The following is a 19,679-nucleotide window of genomic DNA, read 5'->3' on the forward strand; positions in this document are numbered from 1 at the left end:
CACCGGAGGGCCCCCTCCGCCCGCCGGAGCGGTGCACCATCGCGGGTGTGGACGTCCCCGCGGTCGTGCGCCGGCACCGCACCGCGCTGCTCGGGACGGCGTTCCTGCTGACCGGCGACGAGCGGTCCGCCGAGGAGCGGGTGGACCGCGCGCTGGCCCGCCTGTCCCCCGCCGACGACCACGCCGCGGCGGTCCGCGCCCTGCTGCGGACCCGGCCGGGACGGGGCCGGATCACCGAGGCCGGCCCGGATCCCTGGTGGGTCTCCCCCGCCGAGCTGACCGCCGCCCGGCGCACCGCCGCCGTCCTCGCCGGGCTGGCACCCGCCGACCGGACCGCGCTGGTCCGCGCGCACGAGGACCTGCCGGCCGACCCCGACCGGCTGGCCCGGGCCCGGGCGGCGCTGCCCGACCCGTCGGCGGCGCTGGCCGGCCTGCTGGCCGTCCGCCGCCCCCCGGTCCGGGACGACGCCGCCGCGGTCCCCGTCGTCGCCGCCCACCGGCGGGCGCGGTGGGCACGCCCGGCGCTCGCGGTCGCCGTCCTGGCGGTGGTCGCGGTGCTGGCCACCCAGCTCCCGCGTACGGCCCCGACCCCCGCGGCCGCCGCGGCCGCCGGCCGGTTCGACGGACCGGCCCGGGGCTCGCTGGCCGACGACACCGCCTTCCTCGCCGCCGCCCGGGACGCGCCGTGGGCCGGGCGGGCGGCGCCGGCGGACCGGCGCGTCGTCCTCGCCGGCGACCTGCTCGACCGCCGCGTCGTGCTGGTGGTCGGCGACACCGCCGACGGCCTGGTCGGCCAGTGGTCCACCGCGGCGACCGGCGCCCCCGCCGCCGACCTCGAGCCGGCCAACCAGCCGGTTGCCCTGCGCGCCGACCGCCCGGCAGCCCTGCTGCTGGACACCGCGCTGGTCGTGGTCGCCGACCCCGACGAGGGCGTCCGGGTCTCGACCGGCCAGGTCGTGGGCCCCTCCGGTGCGGTGCAGCGGGTCTACCGCGCCCAGCCGGTGGACGACGGCGTGGCGGCGCTGCAGCTGGCCGCACCCGACCCCGGCGGCCTCGCCGTCCGGGTGCAGGTGGCCCGGACCGGGGAGGTCTCCCCGGTCGCCCTGGCCGACGTGCCGGTGACCCGGGCCGGGTCCGCGGGCGCGACGGCGCCGGCCGCGGTGGGTCCGCCGCTGCGCGGGTCGCCCGCCGACGGGGGCGCCCGGCAGGCGGCCGCGGACGCCGCGCTGGGCGCCGTCACCGCGCCCACCGGGCTCGACCCCGCGGCGCTGGCACCGGTGCTGGTCTGGGCCGGCCCGCTGCCGCGCCCGGTGGGCGGCGAGGTGGACGCGGTGGTGCTCGCCGTCCCGCTGCCCGGCGGAGCCCTGGTGGTGAGCACGGCCTGGGCCGACCGGCTGGCCGACGGCACCCTGCAGCAGGTCGGCTGCGGCTCCCGGGCGTTCCCGGCCGGCACCGACCCGGCCGCCGTCGTGCTGGCCGCCCGCTGCGTCGTCGCCGACCGTGAGTCCGGGACCTCCCAGGTCACCGTCCTGCTCACCGGCCCGGGCGGCACGACCACGACCCCCGACGACGGACGCCGGCTCGACGTGCTGCCCGTCGACGGCGCCCCGGTGCCGGTGACGCGCACCGGCCCGGGGGACCTCTTCGACGAATGACCCCGGTCGTCGTATCGTCGCCCCACCGGCGTGGCCGGGGCGTCAAGAGCCTGGCGTCGGCGAGGTGGTGCACCCACCTCTGACGAGGCGCGCGGCGCCTGGGAACGAGTCTCCGTGACGCAGGAGCTGGGCCGGCCGGGCGCGCGCCTGGGCCGCCCCCGGGACGCCGGCCTGACCGACCGGTTGCTGACCGGCGCCCTCGACCTGGTGGCCGAGGTGGGCCTGGACCGGTTCAACGCCGACGCCCTGGTGACCGCCACCGGCGCCGGCAAGGCCGCGGTCTACCGACGCTGGCCCAACACCGAGGTGCTGCTCGCCGAGGCACTGCGCCGCTGCCACCCGGTGCCCGCCGTCCCCGACACCGGGTCCCTGCGCGGTGACCTGGTCGCGCTGCTCGCCCCCTGGACCCGGGCGATGGACCGGGACGAGCGGGCCCTGGCCGCCGTCGTCGGCCAGGCCCGGCACAGCGAGGAGCTGCGCGTGGGCCTGCAGGTCGCGGTGGTCGAACCGCTGGACGCCGCGGTCACCGCCGTGGTCGACCGGCACGCCGCCCGGGGGCACCGGGTCTCGGACCGGCAGGGGGCGCTGCTGCGCCGGCTGGTGCTGGCGCTGTGGTGGGACCGCTCGGCGGCCGACCCCGCGCCGCGCACCGCGGCCGAGGTCGGCGAGCTGGTGGACCGGGTGCTGCTGCCGGTCGTGCCCGTCGGCTGAGCTCCGGGGCGTCCCCCTGCGGGATGACCCGGGTCCGCCCACGGGGGCAGCACAGAGTCCCGACGGTGAGGACCCAGCTCCGACGCGGGTGGAGGGTGTCCACGGCCACGCTGGACGGCGACCGAGATCCCCGTCCGAGGAGAGCCCCGATGTCCGTGCCCGTGATGACCGTCCCCGGCGAGGCGCCGCCCACCACGGCCGCCGTCCGCGCCGTCGACCTGCGCAAGACCTACGGCAAGGGCGAGACCGCCGTGCACGCCCTCGGCGGGGTGGACGTCGGGTTCGAGCGCGGCCGGTTCACCGCGATCATGGGCCCGTCCGGCTCCGGCAAGTCCACCCTCATGCACTGCCTCGCCGGGCTGGACACCGCCACCGCCGGCCAGGTCTGGCTGGGCGACACCGAGCTGACCAGCCTGCGCGACGACCAGCTCACCAAGCTGCGCCGGGACCGGATCGGCTTCGTCTTCCAGGCCTTCAACCTGCTGCCGGTGCTCACCGCCGCGGAGAACATGACGCTGCCGATGCAGCTGGCCGGCCGGCGCCCCGACCGGGCCTGGATGGACGACGTCGTGGCCCGCCTGGGGCTGCGCGACCGGCTCGGGCACCGCCCCTACGAGCTGTCCGGCGGCCAGCAGCAGCGGGTCGCCGTCGCCCGGGCCCTGCTCCCCCGCCCCGACGTCGTCTTCGCCGACGAGCCGACCGGCAACCTGGACTCCCGCGCCGGCGCCGAGGTGCTGGGCCTGCTGCGCTCCAGCGTCCGGGAGACCGGCCAGACCGTCGTCATGGTCACCCACGACCCGGTCGCCGCCGCCTACGCCGACCGCGTCGTGCTGCTGGCCGACGGGCAGCTGGCCGGCGAGGTCCACCACCCCACCGCCGACGCCGTCATCGACGCGCTCCGCGGGCTGGGTGGCTGACCGTGAACCAGGTCCTCCTCGCCCAGGTCCGGGCCAACGCCGGGCGGCTGATCGCCTCGATGACCGCGATCGTCATCGCGGTCGCGTTCGTCGTCGCCACCCTCGTGCTCAACCAGACCGCGAAGTCCACCGTGCTCGACTCCGTCGGCGCCCAGTACGCGGGCACCGACCTGGTGCTCACCTCCACGGACGGGGAGTCCCTGGCCGACGTCGTCGGGCCGGTGTCCGGCGTGCCCGGGGTCCGGGCCGTCGCCCCGGAGTGGGACACCTCCGTGCAGGCCGTGCTGCCCGACCGGGCCGGTGCGCGCTACGTCGCCGTCACGGCCCTCGCCGACGACCCGCTGCTGCGCTGGCAGCAGCTGTCCGCCGGCGCCTTCCCCACCGGCCCGGGGGAGATCCTGCTCGGCGAGACCGAGGGGGTCTCGGTCGGCGACACCCTCCCGGTGACCACCTACGACGCCGCCGGCGACGAGATCACCGACGAGCTCACCGTCACCGGCCTGGTCGACCTGTCCGGCTCGGTCACCGCAGGCCTGTTCACCCAGGGCTTCGTGACGCCGGAGCAGGCGCAGGCGTGGGACGCCACCGTCACCGAGCTGCGCATCGCCGGCGACCCCGACCGCACCGAGCTCCAGGCGTCCTACGCCACGCGGTACACCCGGCTGACGACCGGCGAGGAGGCCGCCGAGCTGGCTGCCGCCGCCATCACCGGCAGCTCGGACGCCCTCGCCGTCGTCCTGCTGGTCTTCGCCACCGTCGCGGTGCTCGTCGCCGGGCTCGTCATCGCCAACACCTTCGCCGTCCTGCTGGCCCAGCGGACCCGCGAGCTGGCGCTGCTGCGCTGCGTCGGGGCCACCTCGCGGCAGATCCGGCGCAGCGTGCTCGGCGAGGCGGCGATCACCGGGCTCGCCGCCTCCGTGCTCGGCGTGCTGGCCGGCATCGGCCTGGCCGCCGGCGTCTCCGCGCTGGCCGGGGCGCTGGACTCGCCCATCCCCCTGTCCGGGGTGTCCGTGCCGTGGATCGCCGTCGTCGCCGGGCTCGCCGTCGGTCTGCTGACCACCGTCGTCGCCGCGCTGGCCCCGGCCCGGGCCGCCACCCGGGTCGCCCCGCTGGCCGCCCTCCGACCCACCGACGCCGCCCCGCTGCGCTCCCGGAGCGGCGTGCTGCGCCTGGTCGTGGGCCTGCTGATGCTGGTGCCCGGCGTCGCGCTGCTGCTCTACGGCGCGGAGGTCGGCCAGGTGCTGATCGCCCTGCCCGGCGGGGTGCTGAGCTTCCTGGGTGCCCTGCTGCTCGCCCAGCGCGCCGTCCCGCCGGTGGTGGCGCTGGCCGGCCGGCTGCTCGGCCGGTTCGGCGGCGTGCCCGGCCGGCTGGCCGCGGGCAACGCCACCCGCAACCCCCGCCGGACGGCGGCCACCGCGACCGCGCTCGTCATCGGGGTGACCCTGACGACGGCGATGGTGGTCGGGGCCGCCTCCACCCGGGCCACCGCCTCGGCCGGGCTGGACGCCGCCTACCCGACCGACGTCGTCGTCCAGGACTTCGGCGCCGGGCTGCCGGCCCCGCTCCTGGGCCAGCTCGAGGAGGTCACCGGGGTGACCGCCGGCGTCGGGGTCACGACCGCCGAGCTCACCGGACCCGACGGCCAGCCGTGGCAGGCCGACGGGTTCGACACCGCGGCGACCCTGCCGGTGCTGCGTTCGACCACCGACCAGCAGCTCCCCGCCCTCGGCGAGGTCGTGCTGCCGCCGTACCTGGCCGAGCAGTTCGGGGTCTCCGGCGGCGACCCGGTGACGTTCACCGCGGGCGACCGGTCGCTGACCCTGACCACGGTGCTGGGCAGCGACGACGTCTCCTCCCCGCGGCTGACCGGCACCGAGCTCTCCGCCCTGGTGCCTGACGCCGGCATCGGCCAGGTCTGGCTGCGGCTGGCCGACGGAGCCGACACCGCCACCGCGGTCGAGGACGTCACCGAGCTGGCCGGCACCGCCGTCCCCACCGCGTTCGTGACCGGCATCGCCAGCGAGCGCGCCGCGATCGACGACATCCTGGACACCCTGCTGCTGGTGGTCACCGGCCTGCTCGGCGTGGCCGTGCTGATCGCGCTGATCGGGGTGGGCAACACCCTGGCGCTGTCGGTGGTCGAGCGGCGCCAGGAGAGCGGATTGCTGCGGGCGCTGGGGCTCACCCGGGGCCAGCTGCGCGGGCTGCTCGCCTGGGAGGCCGTGCTGGTCGCCGGGGTCGCCGCGGTGCTGGGCGTGCTGCTCGGCGGCGGGTACGGCGTGGTGGGCGCGGCGTCGGTGCTGGGGTCGCTGTCCGCCGACGGCACGGTGATCTCGGTCCCGTGGCTGCAGGTCGGCGCGATCGTCGTGGTCGCGACCCTGGCCGGGCTGCTGGCCAGCGTGCTGCCGGCCCGCCGCGCGGCCCGCACCGCCCCGGTGGCCGCCATCGCCGGCTGACCCCGGCGGCGGCCCGGGGCAGAGGAACCTCTGCACCCCCTGACGGTCCGGTCCGGGGGTGCGGAGGTTTCTATGCCTGCGTGGGGGGCAGGCGTCCGACGGCGCGGTCGGCCAGCTCGGCGCCGGCGCCCTCGTAGAGCTGCAGGCCGATGTCCGCGCCGCCGGTCAGCACCTCGGCCAGGTCGTCGTCGAACTGGGTGACCGCGGCGACCGTGCCCTCGAAGCCGTGCGCCCGCAGCCGGGTGAGCGTGGCCAGGTTGGCGTCGTGCGCGGGCATCGCCAGCAGGACGAGCTCGACGTGGTGCAGCTCCAGCTCCTCCCACAGCCGCGGGTCGGTGGCGTCGCCCTCGATCACGTGCACGCCGTCGGCGGCCAGGTCGGCCACCCGCAGCCCGTCGGCCTCGATGCCGATGGCCCGCAGCCGGTACTCCTCGGTCAGCCGGCGGTGCGCGGCGTACCCGACCCGGCCCATCCCCAGGACGACGGCCTGCGCGTCGCCGAGGTCCAGCGGCCGGTCGTCGGGGTGCAGCCGCTCGTCGGGACGGTCCGGCAGCCACCGCCGGAGCAGGTCCACCAGCCGGTCGGGCCGGTCCCCGATCAGCGAGGGCAGCACGAACGACGCCGCCACGGCCGCGGCCAGCGGCGCGGCCCAGCCGGGGTCGAGCAGGTCGTCGGGCAGCGCCACGGCCACGATCAGCCCGAACTCGGAGAAGTTGGTGAGGACCGTCGAGGTGAACACCGCGGTCCGCCGGCGCAGCCGGGCCAGGTAGAACAGGACGACGAACACCAGGGCCTGCACCGGCAGCACCAGCAGCAGCGCCGCGGCGATGACCAGCTCGCCGCCGGTGGGCAGCCCGGCCAGCCCGATCGAGACGAAGAACCCGACCAGCAGCAGGTCCTTGATGCTGAACAGCGACTTCGCCAGCTCCGCCGAGCGCGGTTGACCGGCCAGCAGCACGCCGAGCAGCAGGGCGCCCAGGTCGCCCTTGACCCCCAGGGCCGAGAACAGCGCGTACCCGGGGACCAGGGCCAGCACGATCCCGTAGAGCGGCAGCATCTCGTCGTGCCCGAGCCGGACGAGCACCCGGCGCAGCAGCGGGGCGGCGGGGATCAGCAGGACCAGCAGCAGGGCCCACGGGCTGGGCACCGTGCCCTCGGCGACGGCCAGGAACACCACGGCGAGCAGGTCCTGGACGACGAGCACGCCGATGGCCAGCCGCCCGGTCAGCGTCTGCGTGGCCCCGCGCTCCTCGAGCACCTTGACCACGAACACCGTGCTGGAGAACGACAGCGCGAACCCGATGAGCAGCCACGAGCGCAGCCCGCCCTCGGCGGCCAGCCCCACCCCGAGGACGGCGAGCAACCCCAGCAGCCCGGCGGTGATCCCGGTGCTGACCAAGGCGTGCACGCTGGAGGTCAGCCACACCTCGCGGCGGACCAGCGCCCGCAGGTCGACCTTGAGCCCGACGCCGAACAGCAGCACGGTGACCCCGAGGTCGGCGATCGTCCCCAGCGCGGGCGGCGCCTGCACCCCGAGCGGGTACAGCACGAAGCCTGCGGCCAGGAAGCCCAGGAGCGGGGGCAGCCGGACCAGGGCGGCCAGCACACCGCCCACCAGGACGGCCAGCAGGATGGCGGAGACGTCGTCCACAGGGCTCCTCTCGCAGTGGTCCCCGGTGATCCTGGCCCACCCGGTGCCGGTCCGGGCGCCCGCCGCGCCCACCGGACGGTGACCGACCGTGGACGCACAGCGACAAATGCGCAGGTCAACGGGCGTATCGGCGCGATCCGTGGTGCCATGGAGAGGTATCCAGGACGGGGGGTAACACCTGATGAGCGCACCGGACGAGGACGACGCACGCCAGCCGTGGCTCGACGAGGACGCCGAGGTCTACGGCAAGCACGCCGACACCGGCCCCCAGCCGGTCATCACCCCCGCGGCCGTGCTGCCGCCCGCGGTCCCGGTCCGGGTCACCCGGCGCCCGAGCGCCCGCCGGCTGCGGCGTCGCGCGGCGGCCCCGGTCGCCGCGATCGGGCTGGGTGCCGTGGCCGTGGGCGGGCTGACCCTGCTCGCCGCGGCCGCCCCGGAGACCGCCGCCCCCGTCGACGCGCCCCGGGCCGTGGCCCCGCCGTTCAGCGGCTCCCCGGCCGCCAGCTCGGTGTCCACCACGCCGGTGGCCACCCAGCCGGCCACCACCGCCGCACCGCCCTCGTCCGCCGTCCCCACCGGGTTGCCGCCGGCCGGCACCACGTCCGCTCCGCCGTCCTCCGTGCCGACCGCGGCCCCCCGCACCCCGGCCGCGGGCACCGCCGGGTCGGTGCCGTCGCCCGAGGGCGGCGACACCTCCGCGCCGGTCACGACGGCCCCCGCGACGACGGAGCCCACGGAGTCCGCGCCCGCCGCTGCGACGACCGCCCCGACGACGACCACGCCGCCGGCCCGCGGGACGGTGACCAGCCCGACCCCCACCACGACGCCGCCCACCACCACGCCGCCGACCACGACGCCGCCGACGACCACGCCTCCCACCACCACGGCGCCCCCGACGACGACGGCGCCGACCACGACCGCACCGACGACGACGCCCCCCACCACGACGGCACCGACCCCCACGCCGTCCACCAGCTCGCCGTCCACCAGCTCGCCGTCCACCAGCTCGGCCCCGACGACCACCTCGACCCCGACGACGGGCACCGGCGGCACCAGCAGCGCGGGCTGACCGCGGCGGCCCGGCGCACGGGTGGGGACACTGGTGGGGTGCCGTCCCTCTCGCGCCTCGTCCGGAGCTACGCGCTCACCGCCGCCCTCGCCGTCCCGGCCGTCGCGATCGCCCGCGCCGCCTGGGGCGTGCCCGTCTCGATGGGCGCCTCGCGCCGCCGGGTGCGCCCCGTGGTCGCCGGCTCGCCGAACTTCTCCGAGGGCAAGTTCCGCAACACCGTGCCCAGCAAGACCATCGAGGGCGACCGGGTCGAGATGTTCCGGGACCTGACGCAGAGCCGGCGCTCCGGGGTGCCCTCCCGCCCGGTGCCGCTGGTCACCCCGCAGGTGCCCGCGCAGGCCACCGAGCTCGCCGTCACCTGGTACGGCCACGCCAGCGCGCTGCTGGAGGTCGACGGCGCCCGGGTGCTGGTCGACCCGGTGTGGGGCGAGCGGGTCTCGCCCTCGACGCTGGTCGGCCCGAAGCGCCTGCACCCGGTGCCCGGTCCGCTGGAGGACATCCCGCCGGTCGACGCCGTCCTGATCAGCCACGACCACTACGACCACCTCGACCTGCCCACGGTCCGCCGGCTGGTGCGCGAGCAGACCGCCCCCTTCGTCGTGCCGCTGGGGATCGGCCAGCACCTGCGCGGCTGGGGCGTGCCCGAGGACCGCATCGTGGAGCTGGACTGGGACGGCTCGCACACCGTCGGCGGGACGACGTTCACCTGCGCCGAGGCACGGCACTTCTCCGGCCGCGGCCTGTCCCGCGACGACACGCTGTGGTCCTCCTGGGTCGTCGCCGGCCCACGGCACCGGGTCTTCTTCGGCGGCGACACCGGCTACCACCCGGCGTTCGCCTCGATCGGCGCCCAGCACGGCCCGTTCGACCTCACCCTGCTGCCGGTGGGCGCCTACGGGAAGCAGTGGCCGGCGATCCACATGGACCCGGAGGAGGCCGTGCGGGCGCACGGCGACCTCGGCGGCCGGGTGTTCCTGCCGATCCACTGGGCGACGTTCAACCTGGCCTTCCACGCCTGGGCGGAGCCGGTGGAGCGCCTGCTGGCCGCGGCCGGCGACGTCCAGGTCGTCGTCCCCCGGCCGGGCGAGCGGCTGGACCTGACCGACGCCACCCCGACGACCCCCGACTGGTGGTCCGCCGTCGTCTGACCCGGTCACGGTCCGGCGTCGACGGGGTTGACCGGTTCCCCCAGCGGGCACCCCTCACCGACGACCGGGGCCGCCATGGCCCCGGTGCCCACCGACTGGAGGTCGCACGATGGCCGACGACACCCGGGGGACCACACCCCCCGCCACCGGCTCGAGCGCTGCTCCGCTGGACCCCACCGGCACCGGCCGGCACGAGGCCGCCGCCCCGCAGGCGCCGGGCAACCAGTCCCCGGCGCCGCAGGGCTACGGCAACGGCGCCGCCACCCCGGCCGGGTACGGCACCCAGGCCCCGATCGAGGGCTACGGCAACCAGGCCCCGGGCAACCAGGCACCGGCGACCGCGGCCTTCGGCAACCAGGCCCCGGGCAACCGCGCCCCTGAGCACGACCAGCTCGCCGACCGGGAGCGGCTCGAGCACGAGCGCCTGGAGCGGGAGCGGCTGGAGCACGACCGCCGGGAGCAGGAGCGCCTGGAGCGGGATCGGCACGACCACGACCACGACCACGACCACGACCGAGCCGACCACGACCGCACCGGTGCGGGTGCCGTCGACCGGGACGGGGACGGCCGCGACGACCGGACCGGCGCCGTCATCCCGACCACGGCCAAGGAGATGGCCGCCGCCCAGCGCGCCCGCTACGGCGGCCTGCACATGGGCTCGGCGTTCTTCGGCTGGATGAGCGCCGTGGGCATCGCGGTGATCCTGCTGGCGGTCCTGTCCGCGGCCGGCCTGGCGTTCGGCCTGTACTCCACGCTGGGCACCGCGCAGGACGCCGCGGACCAGGCCGACAGCGGCATCGGCCTGGGTGCGGCGATCGCGCTGCTGGTCGTGCTGTTCATCGCCTACCTGGCCGGTGGCTACGTGGCCGGCCGGATGGCCCGGTTCAACGGCACCAAGCAGGGCCTGGGCGTCTGGATCTGGGGCGTCATCGTCACCGTGCTCGCCGCGCTGGCCGGCCTGGTGCTGGGCTCGCAGTACAACGTGTTCGACCAGCTCAACCTGCCGGCGCTGCCGGTCGAGTCGGGCACCGCGACCACGGCCGGCCTCATCGCGCTCGGCGCGGTCCTGCTGGTGACGCTGCTGGGCGCGATGCTCGGCGGCAAGCTCGGCTCCCGCTACCACCGCCGGGTCGACCAAGCGGCCTTCGAGCCCGCCGAGGTCTGAGCCCCGCTCCCCTGAGGCAGAGGAACCTCTGCACCTCCTCCTGGTCCCCGGGAGGGGTGCAAAGGTTCCTCCGCCCCGGGGGGGTATCTAGCGCAGGAGCTTGGACATCCGGCGGTCGGCCAGCGGCTTGCCGCCGGTCTGGCAGGTCGGGCAGTACTGCAGCGACGTGTCGGCGAACGAGACCTCGCGGACGGTGTCCCCGCAGACCGGGCAGGGCAGGCCGGTGCGGGCGTGCACGCGCAGGTTGGCCCGCTTCTCGCCCTTGAGCTTGGCCGCCTGCTGGCCGACCTGCCGCTCCAGGGCGTCGGTCAGCGTCGTCCGGGTCGCGTCGTACAGGCGCAGCGACTCCTCGTCGGTGAGCTTGTCCGCGCCCTTGAACGGCGACAGCTTCGCCACGTGCAGGATCTCGTCGGAGTAGGCGTTGCCGATGCCGGACAGCAGCGTCTGGTCGGTCAGCGCGCCCTTGATCTGCCCCTTGCGGCCCTTCATCAGCGCCGCGAACGACTCCGCGTCCAGCGCCAGCGCGTCGGGGCCCAGCCGGGCGATCCCCGGCACCTCCGAGGACGGCGACCGGACGACGTACACCGCCAGGCCCTTGCGGGTGCCCTGCTCGGTGAGGTCGAAGCCGGCGCCGTCGTCCAGGTGCACGCGCAGCGCCAGCGGTCCCTTGCCCGGCTTGGGCGGCGCGGTGGGCAGCTCGGCCCGCCAGTGCAGCCAGCCGGCGCGGGCCAGGTGCACGACCAGGTGAACGCCGGAGACGTCGATGTCCAGGAACTTGCCGGTCCGGGTGGCCCCGGTGACCTCGAGCCCCGCCAGCGCGCTCAGCGGCGGGTCGAAGGTCTTGATCGTCTGGATGCCGGTCAGGTCGACCCGCGTGACGACCTTGCCGACGGCGTTCTCGCGGAGGAACGCGGCCAGCGCCTCCACCTCGGGCAACTCGGGCACCGGCTCCTCCTATGACAACTCATTGATAGCGCGAACCGTTGCTCGCCTTTATCAATGGCATATCATTCCCTCATGCCCGTCCACCTCGCAACGGCTGATGCGGCTCTGCTGTCGATCGCCGACAACTGGTCCGCGGACGAGGTCGAGCAACAGGTGCTGGACTTCAAGGCCTGCCCTGATGTCCAGCAATCGGGCGTCAGCAAGGCGAAGGAGGCGTTCTACAAGCTCCTGGCCGAGACTGCCGTCTGCTTCACCAACGCCGAGGGCGGCGTCATCGTGCTCGGGGTACGCGACAAGGCGCCTACCCGGTCCGAGGCGATCAGCGGCGTGGACGTCCGGCGGTTCCCTCTGGACGAGGTGGTCAAGGCGATCTTCGAGCGCACCTCGCCAGCCGTCACCGTGCGCCCAACGGTCCGCGAGCCGGACGGCAAGACGGTGTACGCACTGGAAGTGCCTCAGGGGTCGAGTGTCTGCGGCACCACTCAGGGGGTCTACAAGACGCGGGTGGGCGACCGGTGCATGCCCCTGCGTGGAGAGCAGCTCCGAGGATTGAGGACGGTCCGCGAGCGCTACGACTGGTCCGCCGGGGACTCCGGCCTGACCGTGGAAGCCCTCTCCCGCGCAGCCATGGAACGCGCCGCCACCCTGCTCAGACTGAATGGGCACGACGAGCTCGCAGCCGCCGCAGAGAACGACGTCTCCGAGTTCTGCAAGAACACGGGCTTGCTGACCGACGGCCGCCTCACCAGAGCTGCCGTTCTGCTCTTCGGAACTGCCAACGCACTTCGCGACGCCATCCCGGAGTGGGGGGTCAACGTCCAGACACGAGAGAGCCCGGGCTCCGAAGCTCGGGTTCTGCTCCGAGGCACTGACCGGGCGCCCTCGCTCGTGGCCCTGCTCGACCAGTTGATCTCCCTGGTCGGCGCCCTCTCGAGGGTGCAGACGATTCGCGTCGGTGCCCAGCAGGTCGACCTCGTCGACTATCCGCCGGATGCGCTGCGGGAGATCTTCGCCAACGCCTTCGCGCACCGCGACTGGGAGCAGCCAGGGCTGGTGGAGATCGTCCACTCACCCGACGAGCTGGTCGTGTCCAGCCCCGGGGGTCTTCTGCCGACGCTCAGGGTTGACCGCCTTCTGCACGACGCGGCCTCGCCCCGGAACGAGCTCCTCACCCTGAACCTCGCCCGCCTCAAGCTGGCCGAGATGTCCGGCCTGGGGTTCGACCGGGCCTTCCGCGAAGTTGCACGCCTGGGCAAAGAACCGCCGACGCTGGAGGACGGTGTTCGGTTCCGCGTCACACTGCCCGGCGGCCGAGGCGACGAGGCGTTCGCCCGGTTCCTGCGGGGCGATCTCATGCCGCCTGAACTGACCGGCGACGTAGATGTCCTCATGATCTTGACTGCCCTCCGCAATGCGAAGTCACTCGATGCCGGAGCTCTTTCAGCCCGCCTCCAGCGTCCGAGCACCGACGTCCAACGCGTTCTGACGCGGATGGAACGGTCGGGTCTTCTACAACCCACACGCGCAACGGCTCGGCGAACTGCACCGAAGTACGAACTCGCCGCCAGCACGATCGCAGGCATGCGCTCCGCCGTCACATACGTGAACAGGTCGATCGACGAGGACGACGACAAGATCTTGCGCCACCTACGCCGTCACGACCGCATCACCAACGAGGACGTGCGCGCCTACCTCGACTGCGACGTGCCTACAGCACGGAACCGACTGACTCGGTTGCGCAAGCGAGGGCTGATCGATTTCGCCCCGAACGGCCCACGGCGCGGTTCGCATGTCGTGTACGTACTCACGGACGATGTCCCGGCCCCTGCCGTTCCAGCTGCTCCCGACACAGCCGATCCAGACCGCCTGTTCTGACGGGCCCATCAGCGGGAGGCGGCGATCTCGGTCAGGTCGTCGAGCACCAGGTCCGCGCCGGACGGGCCCAGGCCCAGGAACCAGCGGCTGTCGTCGACCTCGTGGTCGGCGCCGGCCTGCACCGCGGGCAGCGCCGTCCACAGGCCGCCGGACTGCACCGAGGCCGACTCCGCCTGCCCGGTCTCGCCGAAGCCCGGTGACCAGAAGACGACGTCGGAGGTGACCTGGTCCAGCGACTCCGGGGACAGCTCGACCCGGTTCTCCGTCGTGTCCAGGGCCGCGGGCCAGCTGAAGCCGACGTCGGCCAGCACGCTGCCGACGAAGGACCCGCGGGCGTAGGCCCGGACCTCCCCCGCGCCCATGAACCGCAGGACGGCGACCTCGGTGCCGGCCGGGTCGCCCCAGGCGGCGGCGATCTCCTCGACCCGCGCGTCGTAGTCGGCCAGCTGCTCCTCGGCCTGCTCCGTCATGCCCATCGCCTCCGCCGAGAGCAGGAAGTTCTCCTGCCAGACGGCGCCGAGCTCGGCGGACATGACCGTGGGGGCCAGCGCGGAGAGCTGGTCGTAGAGGTCGGCGTGCCGGATCGCGTTGGTCAGGATCAGGTCCGGCGCCAGCGCGGCGACGGCCTCCAGGTCGGGCTCGGCGATGGTGCCGACCACCTCGACGTCGGCGGCGTCGAAGTCGTGGGTGGCCGCCAGCTCGTCGAGCAGGCCCTCGGTCTCCACCGTGCCGACCGGGACGACGCCCAGCGAGGTCACCGCGTCCAGCTCGCCGCTGTCGAGTACGACGACCCGCTCCGGCGTCCCGGTGACCTCGGTGGTGCCCAGCGCGTGGACGACCGAGCGGGTCTCCTCGCCGGTCGCGGCCGGGGTGGTGTCCTCGGCGGTCGACGACCCGCAGGCGGTGAGCAGCAGGCCGCCCACCGCCGCGATCGCGATCAGTCCGGTCCGTCGTGCCACGGTGCGCTCCTCTTGTTAGGGGAGCCTCACCTTAGCGACGGCTACGGGTCAGACCGGCAGCCGGTCCTCGTCCACCTGCACCGTCGCGCCCGGCTCCTGCCGCGCGGAAGCGGCCACCGCGGCCGCCACGGCCTCCGTCGCCGCCGAGTCGAAGACGCTGGGGATGATGTAGTTGGCGTTGAGCTGGTCGTCCCGGACGACGGCGGCCAGCGCGTCGGCGGCGGCCAGCAGCATCCCGGGTCGGATCTCCTTGGCCTTGGCGTCCAGCAGCCCGCGGAAGACGCCGGGGAACGCCAGCACGTTGTTGATCTGGTTCGGCAGGTCCGACCGGCCCGAGGCGACGACGGCGCAGTGCGGTCGGGCCCGGACCGGGTCCACCTCCGGCGTCGGGTTGGCCATCGGGAACACGATCGCCTTCTCCGCCATCCCGGCCAGCGCCTCGACCGGCAGCACGTTGCCCGCGCTGACCCCGATGAAGACGTCGGCGCCGACGAGGGCGCCGGGCAGCTCACCGCGCCGGCAGTCCGGGTTGGTCCGCTGCGCCAGCTCGTGCTTGGCCGGGGAGAGCCGGTCGTCGTCCGGGGACAGGATGCCCTCGCGGTCCCACACCAGCACGTGCTGCGCGCCGGCCTCCAGCAGCAGCGAGACGATCGCCGTCCCGGCCGCGCCGCCGCCGGCCACCACCACCCGGACGTCGGCCAGCTGCTTGTCCACCACCCGCAGCGCGTTGCGCAGCGCGGCCAGCGCGACGATCGCCGTCCCGTGCTGGTCGTCGTGGAAGACCGGGATGTCCAGCTTGGCGCGCAGCCGGGCCTCGATCTCGAAGCAGCGGGGTGCGGCGATGTCCTCGAGGTTGATGCCGCCGAAGCCGGGGGCGATGAGCTCGACGGTGCGGACGATCTCGTCGACGTCCTGGGTGTCCAGGCAGATCGGCCAGGCGTCGATGTCGGCGAACCGCTTGAACAGCGCGGCCTTGCCCTCCATCACCGGCAGCGAGGCGCCGGGCCCGATGTCGCCCAGGCCCAGCACGGCCGACCCGTCGGTGACCACGGCGACCGTGTTGCCCTTGATGGTCAGCCGGCGGACGTCCTCGGGGTGGTCGGCCAGCGCCAGGCAGACCCGGGCCACGCCGGGGGTGTAGGCCATCGAGAGGTCGTCGCGGGTCTTGAGCGGGACCTTGGAGACGACCTCGATCTTGCCGCCCAGGTGCAGCAGGAAGGTCCGGTCGCTGACCTTGCGCACGTGCACGTCCTCGACGGCGTCCAGCGCGGCGACCACCTCCTCGGAGTGCGCGGCGTCCGCGGCCGAGCAGGTGACGTCCACGGTCAGCCCGTCCGAGCGGGACTCGACGACGTCGATCGCGGTCACCGCCCCGCCGGCGGAGCCGACCGCGGTGGCGATCCGGCCGATGGTCGCCGGGTCGCCGTCGGCGGAGAGCCGGACGGTGATCGAGTAGGACGCCGAGGTGACGGGTCCGCGGGCCGGCGGCGCCGCCGGCGTCTCGGCGGGCGTCTGGGCTGGGGTCTGGGTGTCGGTGCTCATCGCACCGGCGATCCTCCCCAGCCCGACGGCCCCGGTCCACCCCCGGGGCGCCGACCGTTGCGACCGATACCCGACAGGGCCCGACTAGTTTGCGTCGCTGACTAGTGCTAGCTAGCCTCTAGTCATGACCGAGGACGACGTACCCACCGAGTGGCTGCGGGCGGTGCTGCCCCTGGCGGTGCTGGCCGTGGTGGCCGAGGAGGAGACCTACGGCTACGCGGTCGCCCAGCGGCTGCAGGCCGGCGGGCTCGGCGCGGTCAAGGGCGGGACGCTCTACCCGGTGCTCAACCGGCTGGAGGCCGAAGGCCTGCTCACGTCGTCCTGGCGCGAGGGCGTGGGCGGTCCCGGCCGCAAGTTCTTCGCCGTCACCGCCGCCGGCCGCGACTCCCTGGACCGCCGGTCGGCGGCCTGGCACACCTTCACCGAGCGGGCCGGCGGCCTGCTCCCGGACCCGAGGAGCACCCGATGACCACAACCCCCGACACCATCACCGCCTACCGCGAGTCCCTCGTGCTGCACCTGCGGCTGCAGGAGGTCCCGCCGGACCGGATCGGCGAGATCGTCGCCGAGGTCGAGAGCCACGTCGCCGACACCGGCGAGGACCCCACCGAGGCCTTCGGCACCCCGCGCGACTACGCGGCCGGCCTCACCGACGAGCACCGCAAGCCGCCGTGGTGGTGGACGACGACCACCCTGGTGCTCGCCGCGGCCGCTGGCTGGCTGATCGGCCAGGGCGCGTTCGCCCTCCTGCTGGACGAGCCGTACCTGGGCCGGTCGGGCTGGCTGTGGCTGGCCACCGGGCTGGTCCTCGGCGTCCCGCCGGCCTGGATGGTCGGCCGCCGGGCCCGCCAGGTGCTCGACCCCCGGACCGGGCAGCCGCTGGTGGCGACCCCCCGGTGGGCGCCGCTGGTCTTCTTCGCCATCCCGTTCGCCATCGTGCTGGTCGGCTGGGTCGCCATCGAGCTGGCCAACTGACCTCCCCCACCCCCGGCGTGGATCAGGTGGGACGACCACTGTGCATCCTCGGCCACCGACGTCGGCGGCCGAGGATGCACAGTGGTCGTCGGAGCTGATCCACGCCGCGGTGGCTCAGCCGAGCAGCAGGGCCCCGGCGTCGACGCGGGGGGACAGGGCGCGGGCCACCAGCGCGACCAGGACGACGACGGCGGCACCGAGCGCCGCGACGGTGACCGGCGTCGGTCCCCCGGCCGCGGCGATGGCCACCAGGCCCCAGACCACGGCGGCGACGAACGGCCCGGCCGCGACCCGGACCCGGAGCACCACGACGGTGCCGACCAGCGCGACGGCGACCATCGCGGCGACCGCCCAGACCTCCGAGGACGTCGTGGCCGGGTCGGCGCCGAGGGCGACACCGGTGTTGCCCACCTGGGCCACCGGGGCGACGGTCACCCAGCCCAGCAGCAGACCGGCGGTGGCGGCGGGCAGCACCCGGGCCCAGCCGCGCAGGTCGGCCCGCACGTCCTCGCGCTGCAGCCGGGCCAGGCCGACCGCGGCCGACGCCGTGATGACGAAGATCAGCACCTGGGTGACGTACTGCCAGACGCCGCCGAAGGGGTAGACGGTCTCCCAGACGGCGTTGCCGGCGAACGCGGCGGCCAGCGGCCATCCGGTCACCCGGTGCACCAGCCGGGTCCGCTGCGAGGGCAGGGCCTGGTAGACCGCCCAGCCCAGCGAGCCCAGGAAGATCAGGCCCCAGATGCTGAACGCGTAGCCGGCCGGGGTGACCAGCGAGCGGGCGCCGTCGCTGACGTCGCCGACGCTGCGGCCCGACAGTGCCGAGCCCAGCGGGCTGCCGACCACCTGGGCCACGGCGGCCAGCACCACGACGACCACCCGGGTGGTGTCCCGGCCGCCCGCGGTGGGGTCGGCCGCGTGCCGGCTGGACGCGTCCTGCAGGCGTGTGCTGGTCATGATCTGCTCCTCCTGCACCTCGACGGTGCGGCCTCTCGACGACGAGGTCTCTCTACCGTGGAAACATCTGGTGCACACCCGCAGGCGGAGGTGATCGTGGACGCGACCCAGCGCGAGGTGGTGCTGCTGCTGCGCGAGGTCTCGGTCGCCAGCAACCGGACGGCGGCGGTGTTCGGGGAGACCCACGACCTGCACCGCACCGACCTGGACGCGCTCGCGGTGGTGGTCGGCGCCTCGATGGGCGGGGTGCAGATGACCCCCGGCCGGCTTGCCACCGAGCTGCGGCTGTCCTCGGCGGCCACCACCGCCCTGGTCGACCGGCTCGAGCGGGCCGGGCACCTGGTGCGCGAGCGCAGCACGACCGACCGCCGGCAGGTCGTGCTCCGGGTGCAGGACCGCGCCCGCGAGCTGGCCCGCGAGTTCTTCACCCCGATGGCCGACGACGTCGGCGCGGTGCTGGCCGACATGAGCGAGGACGACGTCGCGGTCGTCGCCCGCTTCCTCCGCCGGGCCGTGGCCGCACTGGGCCCGGGGGAGCCGGACTAGGGCATGTCTCCAAAGACTCTGGTCCAGATGGTCATGGCTCGTAAGACGGCGCCGCCGCGGTAGACGATGGCGAGCTTGTCGTAGCGGGTGGCCAGGGCGCGCCACTGCTTGACGGTGTTGAAGTTGCGCTCGACGACGTTGCGATCGCGGTAGAGCACCGGGTCGAAGGCCGGTGGCCGCCCACCGGCTGAGCCTCGGCGTTTGCGGTTGCGGATCTGGTCGCTGGGCTCGGGGATGACGGTCTGGATGCCGCGGGCGCGCAGCGCATGGCGGTGCGCCCGGGCGGAGTAGGCCTTGTCGGCCAGCACCGCCGTCGGGCGGGTGCGGGGTCGCCCGCGTCCGGGGCGGGCCACCTTCAGCCGGGCCATCAGCTGGGGGAAGACCGGGGAGTCGTTGGCCTGCCCGGGGCCGACGAGGACGACCAGCGGGCGGCCGTCATGGTCGACCAGCGCGTGGATCTTGGAGGACAACCCGCCGCGGGAGCGCCCGATCGCGTGATCAGCCGGCTCGTCGTACAAGCCCTGGAACTGGGCGTCTACCGCGCGCAGTCCGCCGGCGAGCAGCTGATTCTTGTCATTCGGCTGAGCCCCCCGCGCTCCCAATGGACTCCGCGGTGACCTCCGCAGCAGTCCCAGCAGCGGGATCGGGGCGCTCCCCGCGGGGCAAGTTGGTGGCGTGCTGATGGGCCCGGTTGATCGTGGAATCCACGCTGACCACCCAGTCGACCGCACCGACGGCATCGGCCTTCGCTACCAGTGCCTGGTGCACCAGATCCCAGGTGCCATCACCGGAGAACCGGCGGTGCCGCTTCCACACCGTCTGCCACGGACCGAACTCCTCGGGCAGATCACGCCAGGCGATCCCGCACCGGTAGCGGTAGATCACGCCCTCCACGACCTGCCGATGATCCCGCATCGGCCGACCCCGACCCGAACGCTGCGGGGGCAACAACGGCTCCACCAACGCCCACTGCTCATCGCTCAGCAGCTGCTTCCTTGACACCCCGCCAGCCTCGCCCATCCCCGATCAAGACCTTTGGAGACACGCCCTAGCTGTTGCTCGTCATGACGTTGGTGACGCCGGCGTGGAGGCGTGAGGCGGGTGGTCG

At 74.8% G+C, this 19,679-nt stretch carries 16 protein-coding genes and 1 pseudogene; 10 read left to right on the plus strand and 7 right to left on the minus strand.

Annotation, left to right across the window (positions count from 1 at the left end; all coding sequences use genetic code 11):
- The first annotated feature begins 47 nt into the window (after positions 1–47).
- The 4 genes from UXQ13_RS15265 (at position 48) to UXQ13_RS15280 (ending at position 5,739) form a co-directional block, all read left to right on the plus strand.
- Complete coding sequence (locus UXQ13_RS15265; protein ID WP_336392509.1) at positions 48–1,655, plus strand: hypothetical protein; 1,608 nt, start codon at positions 48–50, stop codon at positions 1,653–1,655.
- Positions 1,656–1,769: 114 nt separating this feature from the next.
- Entirely contained in the window at positions 1,770–2,366 is a 597-nt protein-coding gene (locus tag UXQ13_RS15270) for a TetR-like C-terminal domain-containing protein (RefSeq protein WP_225233964.1), read from the plus strand.
- A gap of 149 nt (positions 2,367–2,515) precedes the next feature.
- A complete protein-coding gene (locus UXQ13_RS15275) occupies positions 2,516–3,283 on the plus strand; it encodes an ABC transporter ATP-binding protein (protein WP_225233963.1) in 768 nt (255 codons plus the stop codon).
- Positions 3,284–3,285: 2 nt separating this feature from the next.
- The gene (locus UXQ13_RS15280) at positions 3,286–5,739 is read left to right on the plus strand and encodes an ABC transporter permease (protein ID WP_225233962.1); all 2,454 of its coding nucleotides are present in this window, start codon (positions 3,286–3,288) and stop codon (positions 5,737–5,739) included.
- A 70-nt stretch (positions 5,740–5,809) separates the two neighbouring features.
- Here UXQ13_RS15280 and UXQ13_RS15285 read toward each other — a convergent pair whose 3' ends face one another.
- Positions 5,810–7,390, minus strand: coding sequence for a cation:proton antiporter family protein (locus tag UXQ13_RS15285; protein WP_225233961.1), 1,581 nt, complete (start codon positions 7,388–7,390; stop codon positions 5,810–5,812).
- Between the two features lie 240 nt (positions 7,391–7,630).
- Entirely contained in the window at positions 7,631–8,434 is an 804-nt protein-coding gene (locus UXQ13_RS15290; protein ID WP_336392510.1) for a hypothetical protein, read from the minus strand.
- A gap of 63 nt (positions 8,435–8,497) precedes the next feature.
- Here UXQ13_RS15290 and UXQ13_RS15295 point away from each other — a divergent pair, with 63 nt between their 5' ends.
- Complete coding sequence (locus tag UXQ13_RS15295) at positions 8,498–9,607, plus strand: MBL fold metallo-hydrolase (protein ID WP_225233958.1); 1,110 nt, start codon at positions 8,498–8,500, stop codon at positions 9,605–9,607.
- 109 nt (positions 9,608–9,716) lie between these two features.
- Positions 9,717–10,772, plus strand: a complete 1,056-nt coding sequence (locus tag UXQ13_RS15300) for a YrzE family protein (RefSeq protein ID WP_225233957.1) — start codon at positions 9,717–9,719, stop codon at positions 10,770–10,772.
- An 87-nt stretch (positions 10,773–10,859) separates the two neighbouring features.
- Here UXQ13_RS15300 and UXQ13_RS15305 read toward each other — a convergent pair whose 3' ends face one another.
- Positions 10,860–11,717: an Fpg/Nei family DNA glycosylase gene (locus tag UXQ13_RS15305; protein ID WP_225233956.1), complete on the minus strand. Its 858-nt coding sequence runs from the start codon at positions 11,715–11,717 to the stop codon at positions 10,860–10,862.
- A 72-nt stretch (positions 11,718–11,789) separates the two neighbouring features.
- Between UXQ13_RS15305 and UXQ13_RS15310 the strand changes: the two genes are divergently transcribed.
- Positions 11,790–13,592, plus strand: a complete 1,803-nt coding sequence (locus UXQ13_RS15310; RefSeq protein WP_225233955.1) for an RNA-binding domain-containing protein — start codon at positions 11,790–11,792, stop codon at positions 13,590–13,592.
- Positions 13,593–13,600: 8 nt separating this feature from the next.
- On the opposite strand, the gene UXQ13_RS15315 is transcribed toward UXQ13_RS15310, so the two are convergent.
- Both UXQ13_RS15315 and UXQ13_RS15320 read right to left on the minus strand, forming a co-directional pair.
- Positions 13,601–14,551: an ABC transporter substrate-binding protein gene (locus tag UXQ13_RS15315; protein WP_225233954.1), complete on the minus strand. Its 951-nt coding sequence runs from the start codon at positions 14,549–14,551 to the stop codon at positions 13,601–13,603.
- A gap of 48 nt (positions 14,552–14,599) precedes the next feature.
- Complete coding sequence (locus tag UXQ13_RS15320) at positions 14,600–16,093, minus strand: NAD-dependent malic enzyme (RefSeq protein WP_225233953.1); 1,494 nt, start codon at positions 16,091–16,093, stop codon at positions 14,600–14,602.
- A 124-nt stretch (positions 16,094–16,217) separates the two neighbouring features.
- Here UXQ13_RS15320 and UXQ13_RS15325 point away from each other — a divergent pair, with 124 nt between their 5' ends.
- Together UXQ13_RS15325 and UXQ13_RS15330 are read left to right on the plus strand one after the other, a co-directional pair.
- Entirely contained in the window at positions 16,218–16,562 is a 345-nt protein-coding gene (locus UXQ13_RS15325; protein ID WP_225233952.1) for a PadR family transcriptional regulator, read from the plus strand.
- Positions 16,559–17,068, plus strand: a complete 510-nt coding sequence (locus tag UXQ13_RS15330) for an HAAS signaling domain-containing protein (protein WP_336392511.1) — start codon at positions 16,559–16,561, stop codon at positions 17,066–17,068. Before UXQ13_RS15325 ends, UXQ13_RS15330 begins: the two co-directional genes overlap by 4 nt.
- A gap of 114 nt (positions 17,069–17,182) precedes the next feature.
- Here the strand turns inward: UXQ13_RS15330 and UXQ13_RS15335 are convergent, their stop codons facing one another.
- Complete coding sequence (locus UXQ13_RS15335) at positions 17,183–18,025, minus strand: hypothetical protein (protein ID WP_225233950.1); 843 nt, start codon at positions 18,023–18,025, stop codon at positions 17,183–17,185.
- A 96-nt stretch (positions 18,026–18,121) separates the two neighbouring features.
- On the opposite strand from UXQ13_RS15335, the gene UXQ13_RS15340 reads away from it, so the two are divergent.
- Positions 18,122–18,571 (plus strand): MarR family winged helix-turn-helix transcriptional regulator, encoded by a 450-nt coding sequence (locus UXQ13_RS15340; protein ID WP_225233949.1) that lies wholly within the window; start codon positions 18,122–18,124, stop codon positions 18,569–18,571.
- Here UXQ13_RS15340 and UXQ13_RS23690 read toward each other — a convergent pair.
- Positions 18,568–19,591: pseudogene (locus UXQ13_RS23690) on the minus strand (IS5 family transposase). The gene UXQ13_RS15340 and the pseudogene UXQ13_RS23690 sit on opposite strands and share 4 nt — an antisense overlap.
- Between the last annotated feature and the right edge of the window lie 88 nt (positions 19,592–19,679).

Source organism: Klenkia terrae, from assembly GCF_037083865.1.
Taxonomy (GTDB): Bacteria; Actinomycetota; Actinomycetes; order Mycobacteriales; family Geodermatophilaceae; genus Klenkia; species Klenkia terrae.

Coding starts and splice junctions, on each gene's coding strand:
- UXQ13_RS15275 (WP_225233963.1), top strand. CDS start 2,516: ATGTCCGTGCCCGTGATGACCGTCCCCGGCGAGGCGCCGCCCACCACG.
- UXQ13_RS15300 (WP_225233957.1), top strand. CDS start 9,717: ATGGCCGACGACACCCGGGGGACCACACCCCCCGCCACCGGCTCGAGC.
- UXQ13_RS15310 (WP_225233955.1), top strand. CDS start 11,790: ATGCCCGTCCACCTCGCAACGGCTGATGCGGCTCTGCTGTCGATCGCC.
- UXQ13_RS15320 (WP_225233953.1), bottom strand. CDS start 16,093: ATGAGCACCGACACCCAGACCCCAGCCCAGACGCCCGCCGAGACGCCG.
- UXQ13_RS15325 (WP_225233952.1), top strand. CDS start 16,218: ATGACCGAGGACGACGTACCCACCGAGTGGCTGCGGGCGGTGCTGCCC.
- UXQ13_RS15330 (WP_336392511.1), top strand. CDS start 16,559: ATGACCACAACCCCCGACACCATCACCGCCTACCGCGAGTCCCTCGTG.
- UXQ13_RS15335 (WP_225233950.1), bottom strand. CDS start 18,025: ATGACCAGCACACGCCTGCAGGACGCGTCCAGCCGGCACGCGGCCGAC.